Below are 18,213 nucleotides of genomic sequence, written 5' to 3' on the forward strand. Positions count from 1 at the left end.
CGCGTTCGCGCGCGGCGCGGGCGCGGTCAGTTGCGGCGGAGGCGCTCGATCTCGGCCAGCGCCTCGGCGAGCTGGCGCTCCAGGTCCGACGCGCGCCTGGCCTCCGCCTCGGCGCGCTTGGCCTCCGCCTCGGCGCGAAGCTCCGCTTCCTCGGCGCGGCTGGCCTCGTCCGCGGCGCGCAGCTCCGCATCGTCCTTGCGCGCGAGCACGTCGTCCAGCATCACGCCGAGCCGCGCGATCAGCTCATCCGCCTCTTCCAGCTTCGCCGTCCCGCTGAAGAAGCGCAGCTTCGAGCCCTCCACCGCGAGCTCCAGCCCGAGCACCTGCGACGCGAACCGGCCTGCCTGGGGCAGGACGGGCTGGTAGCTCCGCGCCCTGCGCGCCGTGTCGGCCGGCGGGAGCCGGTACCCGCGGAGGCTCAGCCGGCGCCGGTCGAAGATGAAGTACTCGGAGATGCCGAGCCGGGCATAACGCTCGACGTTGGTCTCGAAATCCTTCGTCAGGTTGCCCGCATAGGCCACCTCCAGGACCAGATCGAGCCCCTTGCCCTCCGCGCCGACGACCCATTTCATCCTCTCGCCAGGCTCCACGTCGAGGACGGCGAGCAGATCCGGCGCGAAGGCAGGCTCGTCCGGGTAGAACACCGCGAGGTTCGAGGACAGGTAGATCCTCCGCCCGCTCCGGCGGAAATACGCGTCGAGCGTCGCGATCACCTGCGCTGCGGCCACGCGGTGCGGATCGCCCTCGGGCGGCTCGAGCTCGAACTCGGACGGAAGCATGTCCACGACCCGCGCGCGCTCCTCGTCGGTCATGCGCTCCCACGCCGCCTCGGAGGGGGCGCGCGGGTCGTCGGGATCGAACGCGTAGCCGTGCTCGAGCGCCTGCCGCATGGGCCCTCATCCTAGCATTTCCCAGGATCCTCGGCCTGCGAGCGCGCGGGCGCAGGCCCCTGCGCGGCCCTCAGAGCGTCAGGAGAGCGTCAGGATCTCGCAGCCGCCCCGCGTGACGAGCACGGTGTGCTCGAACTGCGCCGAGAGGCTGCCGTCCTCCGTGACCATGGTCCACCCGTCGTCGAGCGTGCGGATGCGGTGCGAGCCCAGGTTGACCATCGGCTCGATCGTGATGGCCATCCCGGCGCGGAGCCGCATGCCCGACCCGCGCACCCCCGTGTGCGCGACGTGCGGCGGCAGGTGCATCCTCCGTCCGATGCCGTGACCGCCGACCTCGCGGACCACGCCGCACCCCTCCGCGCGCGCGATCTCCTCGATCGCCGCGCCGATGTCGCCGAGCCGCGCCCCGTCGCGCACGACCGCGATGCCCGCGTCCCGGCAGCGCCTGGCGACGTCCACCACGTGCAGCGCCTCGGGGCTCGGCTCCCCGATGAAGAACGTCGCGGAGGTGTCGCCGTGATAGCCGTCGAGCTCCGTGGTCACGTCGACGTTGACGATGTCGCCCGGCAGGAGCACCTCGTCGCGCCGCGGGATCCCGTGGCACACGACGTGGTTCCGGCTCGTGCACACCGCCGCAGGGAAGCCCTTGTAGCCGAGCTGACTCGGGCGGCCCCCGCGCCGCGCCGTGTCCTCGCGCACCCACTGATCGATGTCCGCCGTCGTCACGAAGGGCTGGAGCCGCGCCCCGACGGCCGAGAGCGTCGCCGCCGCCGCGCGCCCTGCGCGCCGCATCGCCTCCCACGCGTGAGGCCTGAGGATGTCCACGTTCATGCGAGGCGTATGCGCGGGCAGCGAGCGGCCATCCAATACCGTTTTGATCTCGGGCCCTCGCGCGCGGCTCCCCGCGCGCGGGGTTCGGGCTAGAATCGGCCGCGTGAGCCTCTCGCAGATCCGTTACTTCATCGCCGTCGCCGAGGAGGGCCACGTCGGCCGCGCCGCGCGGCGGCTCCACATCGCGCAGCCGCCGCTCAGCCGGCAGATCCGCGGCCTGGAGGACGAGCTCGGCGCGCAGCTGTTCGAGCGCACCGCGCGGGGCATGCGGCTCCTGCCGGCCGGCGCGGCGTTCCTCGACCACGCCCGCACCATCGTCGCCCAGGTCGACGCGGCCGTCGCCGATGTGCGCGGCTACGGCGCCGCGCCTCCCCCGGGCGATCTCGACGCCGGCCACCGCCAGCGCGCCGACCTGGGGTAGGGTGCCTCGCGTGGAACCAGGGGAACGGCATGGGCTACGACGCTGAGCTCGCGCTGGCCGTCGACGCGGCGCGCCGCGCGGGCGCGCTCCTCCGCGCGGAGTTCCACCGCCCGGGCGGCCCACGCGGCGCCGGGACGAGCGCCGACATCGACGTGGAGGTCGAGCTCCTGCTGCGCGACGCGCTCACCCGGGCCATCCCGTACGCGTTCCTCGGGGAGGAAACCGGCGCCCTGGACGGCGTGGACCCGTCGCACCGCTGGGTCGTCGATCCGCACGACGGCACCGCGTCCTTCCTGCACGGCTACCGCGGCGCCTCGGTCTCCATCGGCCTCCTCCGCGAGGGCACCCCGGTGCTCGGCGTCGTCTTCGCGTACGCCTACCCCGACGACGACGGCGATCTCATCGCCTGGGCCGAGGGCGCCGGGCCGATCCGGCGCAACGGCGCCGCCGTCTCGTCGTCGCTCGCCGGCGGCGCGCTCGATCGCTACGCCGTCGTGCTGCTGTCGCAGTCGGCGGATTACCTCCCCGCCCGCAACGCCCGCTGCGTCGCCCCCGCGCGGTTCCTCGCCCTCCCGAGCCTCGCCTACCGGCTCGCCCTGGCCGCGGCCGGCGAGGGCGTCGCCGCGGTCTCGCTCAGCCGGCCCCGCAGCTGGGACTACGCCGCCGGGCACGCGCTCGTGCGCGCCGCGGGCGGCGAGCTCGTCGACGACGACGGCGCGCCCATCGCGTACACCGCGCAGGGCGACGGCGAGGTCTGCCGCCTCTTCGGCGGCGCCCCCGCGGTCGTGCGCGAGCTCGCGCGCCGCCCGTGGAACGCCGTCATCCACGGCCGCATCCCGCCGCCGCAGGGCACGTACGGGCTCCTGCGCCCCTCGCGCAGCCTGCTCGTCGAGGGCGCTGGCACGCTCGCGCGCGCGCAGGGCTGCCTGCTCGGCCAGCTCGCGGGCGACGCGCTCGGCGCGCTCGTCGAGTTCCGCACCGCGGAGGCGATCGCGCCGCTCTACCCGGACGGCGTCCGCGACCTCGCCGACGGCGGGACGTGGGGCACGCTGGCCGGGCAGCCGACGGACGACTCCGAGATGGCGCTCATGCTCGCGCGCTCGATCGTCCGCAAGCGCGGCTTCGTCGCGGAGGCCGCGCTCGACGCCTACGTGCACTGGTACGGCTCCGGCCCGTTCGACATCGGCAACACCACGGCGGCCGCGCTCAGGGCCGCCGCGGGGGCGCCGCTGCCCGGCGCGCGCCGCGAGCGCGCCCGCGCCGCCGCGAGCCTGACCAGCGAGGCGAACGGCTCGGTGATGCGCGCGGCGCCGCTCGGCGTCCTCGGCGCGGGCCGCCCGCGGGAGGCCGCGGCCTGGGCGCGCGACGACAGCGCGCTCACGCACCCCCACCCGGTCTGCTGCGCCGCCTCCGCCGCGTTCGTCGCGGCCATCGCCGCGGCGGTGGGCGGCGCCGGCGTCGAGGGCGCCTGCGCCGCCGCCCTCGACGAGGCGGAGCGCAGCGGCGAGCGCGCGGTCGTCGCCGCGCTCACGGCCGCGCGCAGCGCCCCGCCCCGGAGCTTCTCGCACCAGGCCGGCTGGGTCCTCATCGCCCTGCAGAACGCCTTCTACCAGCTCCTCCACGCGCCCTCGCTCGAGCGAGGCCTCGTCGACACGGTGATAGCCGGCGGCGACACCGACACGAACGCCGCGATCGCCGGCGCGCTGCTCGGCGCGGCGCACGGCCGGGAGGCCGTCCCGGATCGCTTCCGCCGCCTCGTGCTCAGCTGTCGCCCGCTCCCCGAGGCAGGGGCGAAGCACCGGCGTCCGCCCGAGCTCTGGCCGGTCGACGCGATGCTCCTCGCCGAGGCGCTCCTCGCCGCCGGCCAGCGCGCGCTGCCCGACGAGCGCGACTCGTCGGAGATCCTCTGAATTCGAGGATAAAGCATAATAAATTCAATAATTTGACGCCTATTCGTGAGCCTCTTCAAGAGGATGAGGTTCTCCCGGGCGGCGCCGTGCACCCGGTCGCGCAGGGAGCGCTCCCGGATCCTCGCTCGATCGGCGGGCAGGGACGCCGCTCAGCCCCCCGTCGGGCGCTCCAGGTGCCCGCCGAACTTGTGCCGCATCGCGGAGAGGACCTTCTCGGCGAAGGTGTGATCGTGGCGTGAGCGGAAGCGCGCGTAGAGCGCCGAGGACAGCACCTCTGCGGGGACGGCCTCCTCGATCGCCGCCATCACGGTCCAGCGGCCCTCGCCGGAGTCCTGCACGAAGCCGCTGTACCCGGCGAGCTCCGGGCTCTCGGCGAGGGCGATCGCGGTGAGGTCGAGCAGCCACGACCCCACCACGCTGCCTCGCCGCCACACCTCGGCGATCTCGCCGAGGTCGAGCGCGTACCGGTGCTCCTCGGGCAGGCGCTCGCCCGCCGCGTTCTTGAGGATGTCGAACCCCTCCGCGTAGGCCTGCATCAGGCCGTACTCGATGCCGTTGTGGACCATCTTCACGAAGTGCCCGGCGCCGACCGGGCCGCAGTGCAGGTAGCCCTCCTCCGACGTGCTCTGCGCGCCGCCCTGGGCCTCCTGTCTGCCCGGCGTGCGCGGGATGTCCCCCGGCCCCGGCGCGAGCGTGCGCAGGATCGGCTGCACGAGGGCGAACGCCTCGGGGGCGCCGCCCACCATGAGGCAGTAGCCGCGCTCGATCCCCCACACGCCGCCGCTCGTGCCCACGTCGACGTAGCGGATGCCCTTCGGGGCGAGCGCCCTGGCGCGGCGGACGTCGTCCTTGAAGTAGGTGTTGCCCCCGTCGATGATCACGTCGCCGGCGCCGAGCAGCTCGCCGAGCTCCTCGACGACCCGCTCGGTGGGCGCGCCCGCGGGGAGCATGACCCAGACCACGCGCGGCGACGCGAGCTGCGCCACCGCGTCGCCCAGGGAGGAGGCCGTCGCCGCGCCCTCCTCGCCGAGCCGCTTCACGCTGTCCTGGTTCAGATCGAACGCGACGACCTCGTGGCCGCCGCGCATGAGCCGGCGCGCCATGTTGGCGCCCATCCTGCCGAGTCCGATCATCGCGAGCTTCATCCGTCACGCTCCTGTCTGGGATCGCGGGCGTATCACAGCGGGCGGCGCGCGGCGCGCGGCCTTCACCGCTCCGGTCCGGGCGCTCCTCCGGCTGCGGCGGCTACCGGCGCGCCGGCTGTGCCTGCTGCCGGATCGCGCCCACCGCGTGCTCGAGCGCGCTCTTCAGCGTGCTGAACACCGGGATCCCGTCGAGGCTGCCGCCGGACTCCAGGATGCGCCCGACCATCGCCGTCGGGACGCCGGAGACGATGCACCGGCTGCCGAGCAGCCTCGTCGCCGCGAAGATCCGCAGCAGGTGATCGATGGTCGAGGTGTCCGTCGCCTGCGCGCCGGTGAGGTCCACGATCATGAAGCGGGCGCCGTGCCGGACGACCGCGTCGAGCACCTCTTCCATCATGCGGGCCGCCCTCGCGCTGTCGATCGTGCCGATCACGGGCAGCGTGAGCACGCCGTCCCACACCTGGATGATCGGCGTCGACATCTCGAGCATCGCCTCGTGCGCCGCGCGGACCCGGTCGAGCTGCAGGCGCAGCTCGATCTGGACCCGCTCGAGCTCGTCGTTCTGCTCGCGCAGCCGCGCGCTCGCGGCGGCGAGGTCGAGCGAGTTCTTGAGCGTCGTGTACGTGGCCCCGACGTACAGCGCGTACGTGGTCGCGCTCGCCAGCGCCTTCCGGTCGATCTGGCGCTGGTCTTCCAGGGCGAAGAGCATCGTGCCGATGGTCTTCTTGTAGACCTGGATCGGCACATGGAAGACGACGTCAGGGTCCTCCACGAGGAGCCACGCGCGCGCGCGATCCGACTCGCGCGCCTCGTCCCACGGCCCCCTGAACCAGGCGGGGCGCTGCGCCTCCAGCGCCGCGACCATCCAGGCGTCCACGACGACGCCGCCGCCCTCGGGCGCCCCGTACAGGAAGGTGCCGCGCTCGTACCTGGCCGCGATCCTGGCGCCGCCGCCGTCGTTGGCGAGCACGACGCAGAGCCGCTGGGACGGGACGATCCAGCGCGCGCTCGCGCAGACCTCTTCCCACAGCGACCGCAGGTCCGGCTGGTTGGCGAGCTTGAGGAGGATCTCGTTCAGGACGCCGAGGACGATCCATCCGCCGCCGCCGGCTTCGAGGGGCTGGCCAGGCTCTGGCGTCAGCATCAGCGATCGGCGTCGAGCGGGCGGCCCGCGGCGTGGGTGCGTGGTTCGATGGCGCGCGCGGAGGCCGCTGTCATGACGCTCTCCCCGGGTCGCTCCCGCGCCGTCGTCGACGCGAGCAACGGGCTCGGGACCAGATCGAATCTCGGCACGGTGAACACTCCTCGCGCTCAGCGCGCAGCCGCATCCTACCGCGCAATCCGCCCGCGGTGGAGGGGCTCTTGCCCGAGGCGGCCTGCCGTGGGGCTGCCGCGCGGGGGAACGCGCTCGTCGCTCGTGCGTGCTACCGCTAGCACATGAAGATCAAGGCACGCGACGGCAAGGTCTACGAGGTTGCCCCTGCTCCGCCCGGCGGGAGCCACGAGGTGCGGCTCGACGGCAAGGTGGTCGGCTCGTTCGTGCTCCTGCCGGACGAGACGCAGGTCACCGTGAAGAGCAAGCCTGCCACCGACGCGCTCCTCGTGGACATCGCCGATCGGTTCGTCGCCGAGGGCGGCGCGCCCATGGGGATCAGCTGAGCCGTCACGGCGCGCCCGCGAGCCTCACCTCACGGAGGACATCTGCAGGGGTGAAGCAGGCGACCGCGGGCAACGCCCCCTTCACGCGCTCCCGCAGGCGCGCCGCGAGCGTCTCGGCGCGAGCCGCGTCCGGAGCGCTCGCGCCCAGCATGCGCTGGCCGCGATGGCTGTACTCGATGAAGCGGTATTTCGAGCCGTCGGCCCACCCCGAGAGCGCGTCGCGGGTCGCGGGATAATCGTAGTCCGCGGGCGCTGACTTGCTCACGGCGAAGAGGATCACGAACGGCGACGCGCAGCTCGAGGAGAGCGCCGCCGGCGGCGCGCTCGCGGCCCCGGCGTCCTGCGCCCCGCCGTCCGGCGCCGCCGGGGCGCCCGCGTCGGGGCCTGCCGCGCCCGGCGCATCCGAGGGAAAGGAGAGCTTCCCCGGACGAGACGACAGGATCACGGAGCGCACGTTGGACGTCGATCCCGCGAGGTACACCACGTCGGCGCTCGCGGCGGCCATCCCGGTGGAGGAGAGCCCCTGGCCTTTGGGGAACGTCGCGCGCGTATAGACCCCCTCCTTGTTCCGGCGGAACAGCTCCACCCCATCGCCTTCACCGAGCAGGATCCAGAGCGAACCATCGGCGGCGAGCGAGGCGTCCGTGACCGGCTTGCTCGAGGGGAGCGAGAGCGGCACGGCGGTCGCGCCGGCCTCCGCCACGTCGATGCGCGCGAGGGCGCTCGCTGCCTCGAAGCGCGCGACGACGTAGCGATCGCGCTCGGTGGCGAGCACCATGGCGCTGAGCAGCTTGCCGTCCCAGGCGGGCAGGGGGATCGCCGTGGAGTCGGCGCGACCGGGCGCCCAGCGCTCGACCGCGAGCCGGTCGCTCTGGTCGCAATCGCGGCCGACCACGAGCACCTCGCCGTCCGGCAGGGCCGCCATCGCCTCGGCCCGGACGCGGACGGGGCACTTCGCTCCCGCGGCCCGCCGCGGCAGATCTGCCCCGCCGGGCTGGGCGAGCGAGAGCTGGTCGCCCGACAGCACGAGCGTGCGGCCCTGCGTCCAGGCCGTGGCCGCGACGGGGAGCGGCGACTCGACGAACCGGTCGCCCTGCTTCCGGTAGAGCGGGCTGGCGAAGTTGTTCAGGCGCGCCCCGTCCGAGAACAACCCGTCCACGCGGATCCACACGTCGGAGGGCCACCGGCCGACGATGGACACGATATCGACGTCCGAGGCCATGAAAGGCAGCTCGGACGTGGAGGCGCCGAGGCGCAGGCTATACGGCGGAATGCCGTCTTCCTCCGTCAGCTTGCCGTCCGCGAGCGCGTAGATCGAGGTGCCTTTGAACGTGACGAGCACGCGATCGCGCAGCGGGTGCAGATAGAACGGACGGGGCACATCGGACGGCAGCTGATTCCACGGCACGATCTCGGCGACCTCTCGGACGTCCTCCGCGACGACGTGCAGCGCGACGGTGGTGTCGGCGATGCGCGCGGGCGGCGGGGCGGCGACCGGGGCTGAGCCGGGCTGCGATGACGCCGGAGGGGATGCCGACGCGGTCTGTGCCGGGGGCGGCGCGGCCGTCGGCGCTGGCGGGGCTGGGTCGCGGTGCGCCTCGCTGTCGCCCCGCTTGCACGCCGCGAGGGCGAGCGGGAGGAGGAGGACCGGCAGGGCGAGCGTCTTCATGGGGTGTCCCTCGGCAAGCTACCTCGAACGAGCGAGACTTCGCTCTCGATGATCGCGTCTTCCTCGCGGCCGTCGCTCGCGTGCGCGACGCGCTGATAGACGATCTCGTACTGGATGGGGAGCTGCGCTGCCGCGGGGCCGAGCTCCAGCTCGACGACGACCGGCGCCCCGGCGAGCGCGGGCGCGCCGGGGCGATCGTCGGACGCCGTGGTGCGCGCGCGGGCGCCGAGCGGTCCGGGCGTCTCTGCGAAGCGGCGCGCGAGGAAGCGGCGCGCCGACGCGATGACGGCGTAGTCCTCCCCGAGGACCTCGGCGCGCACCAAGAGCCGCCGGAAGAGGTCCCCGGTCGGGAAGGCATGGCCCACGTGCGCTGTGCGGAGCGTGAGGCGCGCCGCGGTCGGCGAGGCGCGCTCGGCCTGCACGCGGAGCGCGCGCCGCGCTGCCTCGGGGTCGCGCGACGACGCGAACGCGTGAGAGCGGTGGGCCGAGGGCCCCTCTCCGGCGAGCGGCATATGGCAGCGCGCGCAGGGCACATCGGCGTAGGCCGACGCGGCGTGTTCGGTCAGCGTGAGCTGCATCGGCTCTGGCGCGCGGCGGGCGGCGTGGTCTGGAAAGGCAAACTCGTGGCACCCGCCGCACGCCGCGGCCGAGGCAAAGCGCGGATCGCGCAGCACCGGGTGGGGAACAGGCGAGGAAGATCGGGAAGCCGGGGAGGGGGAGCCCTGGTCTTCGTCGGCCAGCGCGGGAACGGCCAGCGGCGCGCCGTCCACCACGTGGCAGGTGACGCACGCGACGCCGAGCTCGGCCCGCTCCGGCGGAGGTGGCCGTGAAGAGCGCGCCTCGGGCGCGTGGCAGCCGCGGCAGAACGGCAGCGGCTCCTTCGCGAGCGCCGCCTGGAAGGGCGCGTCGACGTAGGCGTGCTGGTGCTTCGACCCGCGCCATTCGCGCGCGATCTCCGCGTGGCAGCGCTCGCAATCGCGGTTCACGGCCACGGGATCGAGGCTCCGGGGCGGCTCGGGTCCGGGCATGCGCGGCGCGGCGCCGCGGCTGCTCGTCGTGCTCGGCGCGAGCGTCAGGGCGGTGGCGAGGAGCAGCGCGGCGGGGAGCTTGGCCGGCGGGCGTGCCTCGAGGTGCATCGACCACGACGTCTACTGCGGCGGCTTCGGCGCGGCGAGCGGAGTTGCTGCCCTGCACCTGCCCGCTGACAGGCGACCGCCCATGGGATGCGGCGGGCATCGTGGGCTATCCAGCCCACCGTGACGTCGGTAAGCTCGGGGAGCAGACTGCAGTCCTGGGCGCGCATGGCGAAGCCGGTTCGTCTCTTCATCTCGTCTGTCCCGGAAGACGCTGGATCACGCGCCGAGCTCGAGGCTCACCTGAAGCCCCTCGCGCGGCAGCGGCTGCTCGAGGTCTGGCACGAGGGAAAGGTCGACCCTGGAGGACAGCCGGCCGCGCAGGTGAACGCGCAGCTCGAGGCGGCCGAGATCGTGGTGCTCCTCGTGAGCCCGGCCTTCGTCGCCTCGGACCGCCACATGCACGAGGAAGCTGCGCGAGCGCTCGCCCGGCGCGGCGCGGGCGAGGTGGACGTCGTGCCGGTGCTCGTCCGGGATTGCGCCTGGGACTGGACCGAGTTCGGCAAGCTCGCCCCCTTGCCGAAGGACGGGCCGATCGGTGGTGCTCTGGATCGGGACCGGGCCTGGACCGCGGTGGCGCGTGGCCTACGTCACGTGGTCGATAGCGTGGTGGCGCGGCGTGCGGCCGTCCGAGGGCAGCGCTCCCTGGCGGCGGGGCTGCCTCCCGAGGAGCGGTGCATCGGCAGGGACGCCGTGATTGCTTCGCTCGCCGCGGCGCTCTCTCATGAGCCGCCCGGGCGCGCAGTGCTGCTCGGCGCGGCGGGAATCGGCAAGAGCACGGTTAGCCTGGCGGTCCTGCACCGGTCCGACGTCGTGGCCCGCTTCGGGGAGCGTCGCTTCTTCGCTCGGCTCGACGCCGCGCCGGACGCGGCGTCCGCTGCTGTGGCCCTGGCCGACGCGCTGCGCGTCGATCCGGGGCCGCATCGGTGGCAGCGGGCGCTGTCGTTCCTCGCCGCGGCGCCGGCGGTCCTCGTGCTGGACAACCTGGAGACGCCCTGGAGCGGCGACGACCAGGCCGGGACCGAGGAGCTGCTCGCAGAGCTCGCGGCGATTCCGCGGCTAGCCATCGCGGCGTCGGTGCGCGGCGCGAGCCGACCGGGGCGGGTGGCCTGGAACTCGCCGGTCGAGCTCTGGCCGCTCGGGCTTACGGAGGCGGAGGCGATGTTCTGCGCCATCGCGGGCGAGGAGCACCGGGGCACACCCGCGCTCACCGCGCTCCTCTCGCTGCAGGAGGGCGTTCCGCTAGCGATCGAGCTACTCGCTCACGCGGCGCAGGGCAACGATCTGGTCAACCTGAAGGAGGAGTGGGAGGCGCGTCGGACCGCGGTGCTGGAGCGCGAGGGCGGAACGTGCGATCGGCTCCGGAGCTGGAGGACGTCGCTAGAGCTGTCGATCGGGGCGCGTCGGATGACGTCCGGAGCGCGCCGGTTGCTCGCGGTGCTCGCGGTGCTGCCGGACGGCATCGCGCAGCGGGATCTCAACGCGGTCCTGCCGGACGCCGGGCCTGCGGCGGCGCGCGTGCTGGCGCACGTGAGGCTGGCCTACTTCGAGGGCGGCCGGCTGAAGATGCTCTCGCCGGCGCGCGAGTACGTGAAGGCAGCGCACCCGCCGGCTGCCGAGGATCTCGGCCAGGCGATGGCTCGCTACGGGGACCTCGCGCGCACGTTCGGACCGCTGCCGGGCAGCCCCGGGGGTGCCGAGGCGGCGGTGCGGCTCGCGCCGGAGACGGCGAACCTGGACGCGGTGATCAGGCGCGGGCTGGACGGCGGTGAGGCCCCGCGGTGGATCGATATCGCTGTCGCGCTGACGGAGTTTGCGCGTTTCTCCGGGCATGCGGCTCTATTGCCCCTTGGTCGGGCGCTGGAGGTGGCGCGGCGCGCCGGGGATAGGCGGCGAGAGGCGCTGTGCGCCCGGCGTCTAGGCGACATCGCGCTGGTGCGTTCGCAGCACGACGAGGCGAGGGCGCGCTACCAGCAAGCGCTGCCGCTCTACCGGCAGGTAGACGATAGGGTCGGTGAGGCCAGTTGCATCCAGAGCCTTGGAGACATCGCGCTGAGACGCTCGCAGCACGATGAGGCGAGGGCGCGCTATCAGGAAGCGCTGCCGCCCTACCGACAGGTGGGGGCAGTGGCCGGCGAGGCCAACTGCATTAAGAGCCTTGGAGACATCGCGCTGGAGCGTTCGCAGCACGACGAGGCGAGGGCGCGCTACCAGGAAGCGCTGCCGCTCTACCGGCAGGTGGGGTCAGTAGCCGGCGAGGCCAATTGCATCAAGAGTCTTGGAGACATAGCGCTGGAGCGCTCGCAGCACAACGAGGCGAGGGCGCGCTACCAGGAGGCGCTGCCGCTCTACCGGCAGGTGGGGTCGGTAGCCGGCAAGGCCGACTGCACCCAGAGCCTTGGGCACATCGCGCTGGTGCGTTCGCAGCACGACGAGGCGAGGGCGCGCTACCAGGAGGCGCTGCCGCTCTACCGGCAGGTGGGGTCAGTAGCCGGCGAGGCCAACTGCATCCAGAGCCTTGGGCACATCGCGCTGGAGCGTTCGCAGCACGACGAGGCGAGGGCGCTCTACCAGGAGGCGCTGCCGCTCTACCGGCAGGTGGGGTCGGTAGCCGGCAAGGCCGACTGCATCCAGAGCCTTGGGCACATCGCGCTGAGCCGTTCGCAGCACGACGAGGCGAGGGCGCGCTACCAGGAGGCGCTGCCGCTCTATCGGCAGGTGGGGGGTGTGCTCGGCGAGGCCAACTGCATCAAGAGCCTTGGAGACATCGCGCTGGAGCGTTCGCAGCACGACGAGGCGAGGGCGCTCTACCAGGAGGCGCTGCCGCTCTACCGGCAGGTGGGGTCGGTAGCCGGCGAGGCCGACTGCATCAAGAGCCTTGGAGACATCGCGCTGGAGCGTTCGCAGCACGACGAGGCGAGGGCGCTCTACCAGGAGGCGCTGCCGCTCTACCGGCAGGTGGGGTCTGTTCACGGCGAGGCCAACTGCATTAAGAGCCTTGGAGACATCGCGCTGGAACGTTCGCAGCACGACGAGGCGAGGGCGCTCTACCAGGAGGCGCTGCCCCTCTATCGGCAGGTGGGGTCTGTGCGCGGCGAAGCCGACTGCATCAAGAGCCTTGGAGACATCGCGCTGGAGCGTTCGCAGCACGACGAGGCGAGGGCGCTCTACCAGGAAGCGCTCCCGCTCTACCAGCAGGTGGGGTCTGTGCGCGGCGAAGCCGACTGCATCAAGAGCCTTGGAGACATCGCGCTGGAGCGTTCGCAGCACGACGAGGCGAGGGCGCTCTACCAGGAAGCGCTGCCGCTCTACCAGCAGGTGGGGTCTGTGCGCGGCGAAGCCGACTGCATCAAGAGCCTTGGAGACATCGCGCAAGCCCACAGCGATTCGAGCGTGGCCCGTGCTCGCTACGAGGAAGCGCTCGCGCTATACCAGCGCATCCCGGAGCCCTGCTCCATCGGCCGGACCCATCACCGTCTTGCCACCATCGCCCCCGACTCCGCCACCCGGCGCAGACATATCGACGCTGCGCGCAGCGCATGGCAAAGGATCGATCGGCTCGACCTGATCGCCCACTTGGACCACGACTCCCGCTCCTGAACTCTCGCGACACCGCACGGTCCTCCGGGCTCGGCACACCAGCATGTGACTCGTCGTTCGCGGAGTTTTCGGCGCGCTCGCAGCGCCGATACTTGGCCCCGACCCGTCCAGACTGCTAGAGGCGCCCGATGGGCTCCACCCGGACGGCCTGGCATGTGCTGTTCGCGGCGCTGCTCGTCCAGCGGCTAGCGTCGGTTCGAGGTGCGGCGCGAGGTGCCACTGTCGACCGAGCCGCTGCGCGCCGACCACCTGCTACAGCGCGCGGAAGCGGGGCCGACGGAGCCGGCGGGCACGCTGACGAGGCCATGCGCCCTGTTGCCCCGGGACACGATCGTCGAGTTCAAGAGCGTCGGCCGGCCCTGCCGTCGTCGCAACATCGACGGGCTGCTCAGCCACCTACACATCTACTATGCCGACGAGCCCGAGCGCATCGAGCAGCGGAGCGACCTGTGCGGTGTGCTGGTCGTCACGTCGCTCGACGCCGACGTGGCCAACCTCGGCCTCTCCTGGATCGACCTCGGCGACGGCTACTGGCGTCTCCAGTGCGGAGCCTTCGCGTTGCCGGTCGCGGAGATCGAGGCGGTGGCGGAGGCAGAGGGCGACGATATGCTGCGCTTGTTCGGCCACGACGAGGCCACAGCGCGCTACCAGGAAGCGCTGCCGCTCTACCGGCAGGTGGGGGCTGTGCATGGCGAGGCCGACTGCATCGAGAGCCTTGGAGATATTGCGCTGGAGCGTTCACAGCACGACGAGGCCACAGCGCGCTACCAGGAAGCGCTGCCGCTCTACCGGCAGGTGGGGGCTGTGCATGGCGAGGCCGACTGCGTCGAGAGCCTTGGAGATATTGCGCTGGAGCGTTCACAGCGCGACGAGGCGAGGACGCGCTATCAAGAAGCGTTACCGCTCTACCGGCAGGTGGGGGCTGTGCATGGCGAGGCCGACTGCGTCGAAAGCCTTGGAGATATTGCGCTGGAGCGTTCACAGCGCGACGAGGCGAGGACGCGCTATCAAGAAGCGTTACCGCTCTACCGGCAGGTGGGGGCTGTGCATGGCGAGGCCGACTGCATCGAAAGCCTTTGAGACATCGCGCAAACCCGCAGCGAAACCAGCGCTGCCCGTGCTCGCTACGAGGAGGCCCTGGCTCTCTACGAGCGCATCCCGGCGCCTTACTCCATCGGCTGGCCGCATCACCGCCTCTCGCGCCCGACTCGGCCGCTCGGCGGCGGCACATCAAGGCCGCGTGCAGCGCATGGCGCAGCATCGATCGGAACGATCTGGTCGCCCAGCTGGACCAGGACTTCGGCTCCTGAGCTCTCGCGACACCGCACGGTCCAACCTCGGGCACACCAGCAGGTGAACCGTCGCTTGCAGACCCTGGCAGTGCGCTGCGGCGCGGATACGTGGCCCCGCCTGTCCCGCCCGTCGAAGACGCCCATGGGCTCGACCCGGACGGCCTGGCACGCGCTGTTCGCGGCGCAGCTGGTCCAGCGGGGCCCACGCCGGTTCGAAGTGCGGCGCGAGGTGCCGCCGTCGACCGAGCCGCTGCGCGCCGCCTACCTGCTGCAACGCGCGGACGCGGGCTCGACCGATCCGCTGGTCGCGCCCGCCTGGTCCGGACCATCCCCGGTCGATCCGGACATCGTCCGCCCTCTTTGCCCTACGGTGCGTCGAGCTCGACGCCGACCTCCACCGGGCTCGGCTCCGCCATGCCCGGCGCCGTCTCCGCCGCCTTGCCCCGCACCGCCGCCGGTCTCGATGGGCGCGAGCAGCCGCCGGACGATCTCCGTCTTCCGCGGATCCCGCTTACCGATCATGCCCGACAAGCGGCCCCCATAGGTCCGCAGCGCCTCGATCACCCCCCGGGGAATTTTCCTGACCGCGGCATCGTCCCGAGCAAGGCCCTCGCGGCGGTCAAATCGTTCGTGCCCAGCGCCTGGGCGGACGGCGCGTCCAGCTTTGGGAGCTGTACCAGATCAACGGAGGAGACCTGCCTGCCTCTCGTCCTGGCCAAATCTGAGTGAACGCCGATGTTCGCCCGATCGTAACGCTATATCCCAGCCGCCGGTTGCGCGCCAGCGTCCCGGCCGTACCCGAGCGCGCGCAGCGGAGCGCCGTAAGAAATCGTCAATGCGGCAAGCCGCCTGAACGCCCGCAACGTCCCATCGAAACCGGCACCACCACGACCGGCGTCATGACGAATGCGGACGGCGATGGTGTCAAGGCGCTGCCCAACCGCCAGCCCGCCGGGTTGACCGCCGGATGCGTGACCCGCGTCTCGTACCCCGCCGTTCACCCCACGGCGCGTGCCCTATCGTTCACTGCGCGTCGTGTGCCCCGCTGTTCACTGCGCGTCGTGTACCCCGCTGTTCACTGCGTGTCGCGTATCCCGCCGTTCACTGCGCGACGCGTATCCCGCCGTTCACTGCGCGTCGTGTACCCCGCTGTTCACTGCGCGACACGGGACACGCGACACGTTACACGCGACACATGCACGCGCGCGCACACCACCGAACCAAAAACCTCTCAGGGCTATTGTATGTTGTCTAAACTAAGAATATAAGAAGAATCATGCGATACTTCCATACGAGCGCTGCTAGCGCATGCCTCTCTCTTCTCGTGCTCGCAGGGATCCCCGGGACGGCGTTGGGGGCACCGACAGCGATCACCTTCACCATCAACCACGCCGATTGCGCCGCCGGCGCGTTCTCGCTGTACCTGAATGGGGTCCACCTCGACACGGTCGCGAGCACCAACGGCTGCGATTGCAATTCAGAGACGCTCCAGAGGACGTTCACCGAGCCCGACGTCCTCGCCCTCTACAATCCCGCGGCGTGCAATGATCTCCAGGTCGATGTCGTCGGCGGCGGGTCGATGGCCGTCGGCTTCGCCCGCGTGTACGTCGAGGCGACCGAAGGCGCGTCGCTCCTCTGCCTGTACGATGCGGTCTCCGGCCCCATCCCCTGCGCGGATCGCGACGTCTGCGACGGCTACGAGCTCGGGCTGTCGTCGCTCTCGAGCGACGACGGCGACGACATCGCGCCGGGCCTGGGCGCGGGCTGCGACAACTGCGCCAACCACGACAACCCGGACCAGGCCGACGCGGACGGAGACGGGATCGGCGACGCCTGCGATCCGTGTCCGCTCGGCGATAGCGACGGCGATACGTTCTGTGATGCGACCGACAATTGCGCGAGCGTCGCCAACTGGGACCAGACCGACAGCGACCTCGACGGGATCGGCGACGCCTGCGACAACTGCCCCGCCGCCGCGAATCCAGACCAGCTCGACAGCGATGCTGACGGCCTCGGAGACGCATGCAAAGACGTGTGCGTCACCCTGCAGCGAGGCGCCTTCGGCGCGGTCGAGGACGCCGATATCTGGGAAGCCTTCCCCCGCTACAGCGACGGCCACATCCCTTACAACTACTCGGGCGACTCCAACGGCGCGCGCAAGCAGGCGCTCTACCGGTTCGGGCTCGACGGCATCCCCGCCGGGGCCACCGTCACGTCGGCAGAGTTCGGCGTCGTCGCCTTCGGATCGAGCGACCAGACCGTCCGCGCTCACCGGATCACCGCGCCGTGGCGCGAAGACACCGTGACCTGGCAGAGCTTCGCCGCGGGCTACGACAAGGCCACCGCGGCGGAGCTCACCTATGTCAGCCCCTATGCCATGAGCGCCGATCTGACCGGGCTCGTCCAGGCGTGGGTCGACGGCACGACACCGAACTACGGCTTCCTCGTCGAGGAAGGGCCGAAGGGGCGCACGTCGTACCGCTCGAGCGATCACCCCTTCCAGAGCGACCGCCCCTGGCTCGAGGTCTGTTATCTCGCCCGCTGATCCATTCCGCGCGACCGCCCCTCCGCCCCATCCCCCACACCACACGACCGCTCCTCGGCGCTCTGATCCACCCCGCGCGGCCGCTCCTCCGCCCCGTCGTCCGCCGGGTAGGGCTGCCCGAGCGCCGCGGGAGGCGTCGCGTCGAACGCGCGCAGGAGCGGGCGGCGCGCGGCCCTCGGCAGCAGCGCGGAGGCGCGCTCCAGGAGCCCGCTCGAGGTGAGCCCGAGGACCGCGATCATCAGCGCGAACGGCGCCACGCTGAAGACCTGCGTCGGCACCGATGGCAGAGCGCTCTGGCCGAGGCTCGCCGCCGACGAGAGCACGCCGAAGAGGTACGCGCCGAGCGCCGCCCGCACCGGGTGGAAGCCGCCGAAGATCACGATCGCCAGCGCGATCCAGCCGTAACCCGCCGTGTGGCGGTGGCTCCATCCCGCCTTGAAATCGAGCGAGTATGCCGCGCCGGCGATGCCCACGAGCGCCCCGCCCACGAGCGTCGCCGCCGTGCGCACCCGCGTCACATGCGCCCCGCGCGCGTGCGCCGCCGCCGGCTGCTCGCCCACCGCGCGGAGGAGGAGCCCCGCGCGCGTGCGATACAGGAAGAGCCACGCGCAGGCGACGAGGACGTAGCTGCCATACACCAGGGGATCGCTCTGGAACAGCAGCGGCCCCACGAGCGGCACGTCCCGCAGCACCGGGATCGACGCCGCCGGCACCGTCGGCCCGGGGACGCGCACGTACGGGCCGCCGAGCACCGACGAGAGATCCGCGCAGAGCATCGCCAGGACGAAGCCGACCGCGATCTGGGAGCGGCCGAGGTAGATCCCGCCGATCGCCACGACGAGCGCGACGAGCGCCCCGGTCGCGGCCGCGGCGGCGAAGCCGGCGAGGACGCTCCCGGTCCCCAGCGCGGCCGCGAAGCCGACCATCGCCGAGAGCATCATCGCTCCCTCGGCCGAGAGGTTGATGACCCCGGCCCGCTCGGTCAGCGTCTCGCCGACCGCCGCGTAGACGAGCGGCGTCGACGCCGCGAGCGCGGTCGCGAGCAGCGAGAGGAGCTCGGCGCCGCCGTCGCTCATGAGGGCTGCTCCTTCCATCCGACGCGTCCTTCCATCAGGCCT

General features: G+C 72.3%; 14 protein-coding genes. 6 read left to right on the plus strand and 8 right to left on the minus strand.

Going from position 1 to position 18,213, the window contains the following annotated elements; genetic code table 11:
- Positions 1 to 26 precede the first annotated feature (26 nt).
- Both WMF46_RS19380 and map read right to left on the minus strand, forming a co-directional pair.
- Complete coding sequence (locus WMF46_RS19380) at positions 27 to 890, minus strand: Uma2 family endonuclease (protein ID WP_437986964.1); 864 nt, start codon at positions 888 to 890, stop codon at positions 27 to 29.
- A 78-nt stretch (positions 891 to 968) separates the two neighbouring features.
- Positions 969 to 1,721: a type I methionyl aminopeptidase gene (gene map / locus WMF46_RS19385; protein WP_437986965.1), complete on the minus strand. Its 753-nt coding sequence runs from the start codon at positions 1,719 to 1,721 to the stop codon at positions 969 to 971.
- Between the two features lie 103 nt (positions 1,722 to 1,824).
- On the opposite strand from map, the gene WMF46_RS19390 reads away from it, so the two are divergent.
- A complete protein-coding gene (locus WMF46_RS19390) occupies positions 1,825 to 2,142 on the plus strand; it encodes a LysR family transcriptional regulator (RefSeq protein ID WP_012236172.1) in 318 nt (105 codons plus the stop codon).
- Between the two features lie 29 nt (positions 2,143 to 2,171).
- On the plus strand, positions 2,172 to 4,052 hold the full coding sequence (locus WMF46_RS19395; RefSeq protein ID WP_437986966.1) for an inositol monophosphatase family protein: 1,881 nt from the start codon (positions 2,172 to 2,174) through the stop codon (positions 4,050 to 4,052).
- A 149-nt stretch (positions 4,053 to 4,201) separates the two neighbouring features.
- On the opposite strand, the gene gnd is transcribed toward WMF46_RS19395, so the two are convergent.
- The 3 genes from gnd to WMF46_RS19410 all read right to left on the minus strand — a co-directional run bounded on the left by gnd (position 4,202) and on the right by WMF46_RS19410 (position 6,490).
- Positions 4,202 to 5,197, minus strand: coding sequence for a phosphogluconate dehydrogenase (NAD(+)-dependent, decarboxylating) (gene gnd / locus WMF46_RS19400; protein ID WP_437553810.1), 996 nt, complete (start codon positions 5,195 to 5,197; stop codon positions 4,202 to 4,204).
- Positions 5,198 to 5,297: 100 nt separating this feature from the next.
- Positions 5,298 to 6,341 (minus strand): STAS domain-containing protein, encoded by a 1,044-nt coding sequence (locus WMF46_RS19405; RefSeq protein WP_437986967.1) that lies wholly within the window; start codon positions 6,339 to 6,341, stop codon positions 5,298 to 5,300.
- Positions 6,341 to 6,490 (minus strand): hypothetical protein, encoded by a 150-nt coding sequence (locus WMF46_RS19410; protein ID WP_437986968.1) that lies wholly within the window; start codon positions 6,488 to 6,490, stop codon positions 6,341 to 6,343. Before WMF46_RS19410 ends, WMF46_RS19405 begins: the two co-directional genes overlap by 1 nt.
- A gap of 144 nt (positions 6,491 to 6,634) precedes the next feature.
- On the opposite strand from WMF46_RS19410, the gene WMF46_RS19415 reads away from it, so the two are divergent.
- Positions 6,635 to 6,856, plus strand: a complete 222-nt coding sequence (locus WMF46_RS19415) for a hypothetical protein (protein ID WP_012236178.1) — start codon at positions 6,635 to 6,637, stop codon at positions 6,854 to 6,856.
- 4 nt (positions 6,857 to 6,860) lie between these two features.
- Here the strand turns inward: WMF46_RS19415 and WMF46_RS19420 are convergent, their stop codons facing one another.
- Together WMF46_RS19420 and WMF46_RS19425 are read right to left on the minus strand one after the other, a co-directional pair.
- Entirely contained in the window at positions 6,861 to 8,525 is a 1,665-nt protein-coding gene (locus WMF46_RS19420; protein WP_437986969.1) for a hypothetical protein, read from the minus strand.
- Positions 8,522 to 9,661, minus strand: coding sequence for a multiheme c-type cytochrome (locus tag WMF46_RS19425; protein ID WP_437986970.1), 1,140 nt, complete (start codon positions 9,659 to 9,661; stop codon positions 8,522 to 8,524). Before WMF46_RS19425 ends, WMF46_RS19420 begins: the two co-directional genes overlap by 4 nt.
- Before the next feature lie 165 nt (positions 9,662 to 9,826).
- On the opposite strand from WMF46_RS19425, the gene WMF46_RS19430 reads away from it, so the two are divergent.
- From WMF46_RS19430 to WMF46_RS19440, 3 genes are all read left to right on the plus strand, one after another.
- Complete coding sequence (locus WMF46_RS19430) at positions 9,827 to 13,258, plus strand: tetratricopeptide repeat protein (protein ID WP_437986971.1); 3,432 nt, start codon at positions 9,827 to 9,829, stop codon at positions 13,256 to 13,258.
- A 213-nt stretch (positions 13,259 to 13,471) separates the two neighbouring features.
- Positions 13,472 to 14,338: a tetratricopeptide repeat protein gene (locus WMF46_RS19435; protein WP_437986972.1), complete on the plus strand. Its 867-nt coding sequence runs from the start codon at positions 13,472 to 13,474 to the stop codon at positions 14,336 to 14,338.
- Between the two features lie 1,488 nt (positions 14,339 to 15,826).
- Positions 15,827 to 17,095, plus strand: a complete 1,269-nt coding sequence (locus WMF46_RS19440; RefSeq protein ID WP_437986973.1) for a DNRLRE domain-containing protein — start codon at positions 15,827 to 15,829, stop codon at positions 17,093 to 17,095.
- Here the strand turns inward: WMF46_RS19440 and WMF46_RS19445 are convergent.
- The gene (locus tag WMF46_RS19445) at positions 17,080 to 18,189 is read right to left on the minus strand and encodes an ABC transporter permease (RefSeq protein WP_437986974.1); all 1,110 of its coding nucleotides are present in this window, start codon (positions 18,187 to 18,189) and stop codon (positions 17,080 to 17,082) included. The two genes, WMF46_RS19440 and WMF46_RS19445, sit on opposite strands and share 16 nt — an antisense overlap.
- Between the last annotated feature and the right edge of the window lie 24 nt (positions 18,190 to 18,213).

It is taken from the genome of Sorangium sp. So ce117 (assembly GCF_051524395.1).
Lineage (GTDB): Bacteria > Myxococcota_A > Polyangia > Polyangiales > Polyangiaceae > Sorangium > Sorangium cellulosum_B.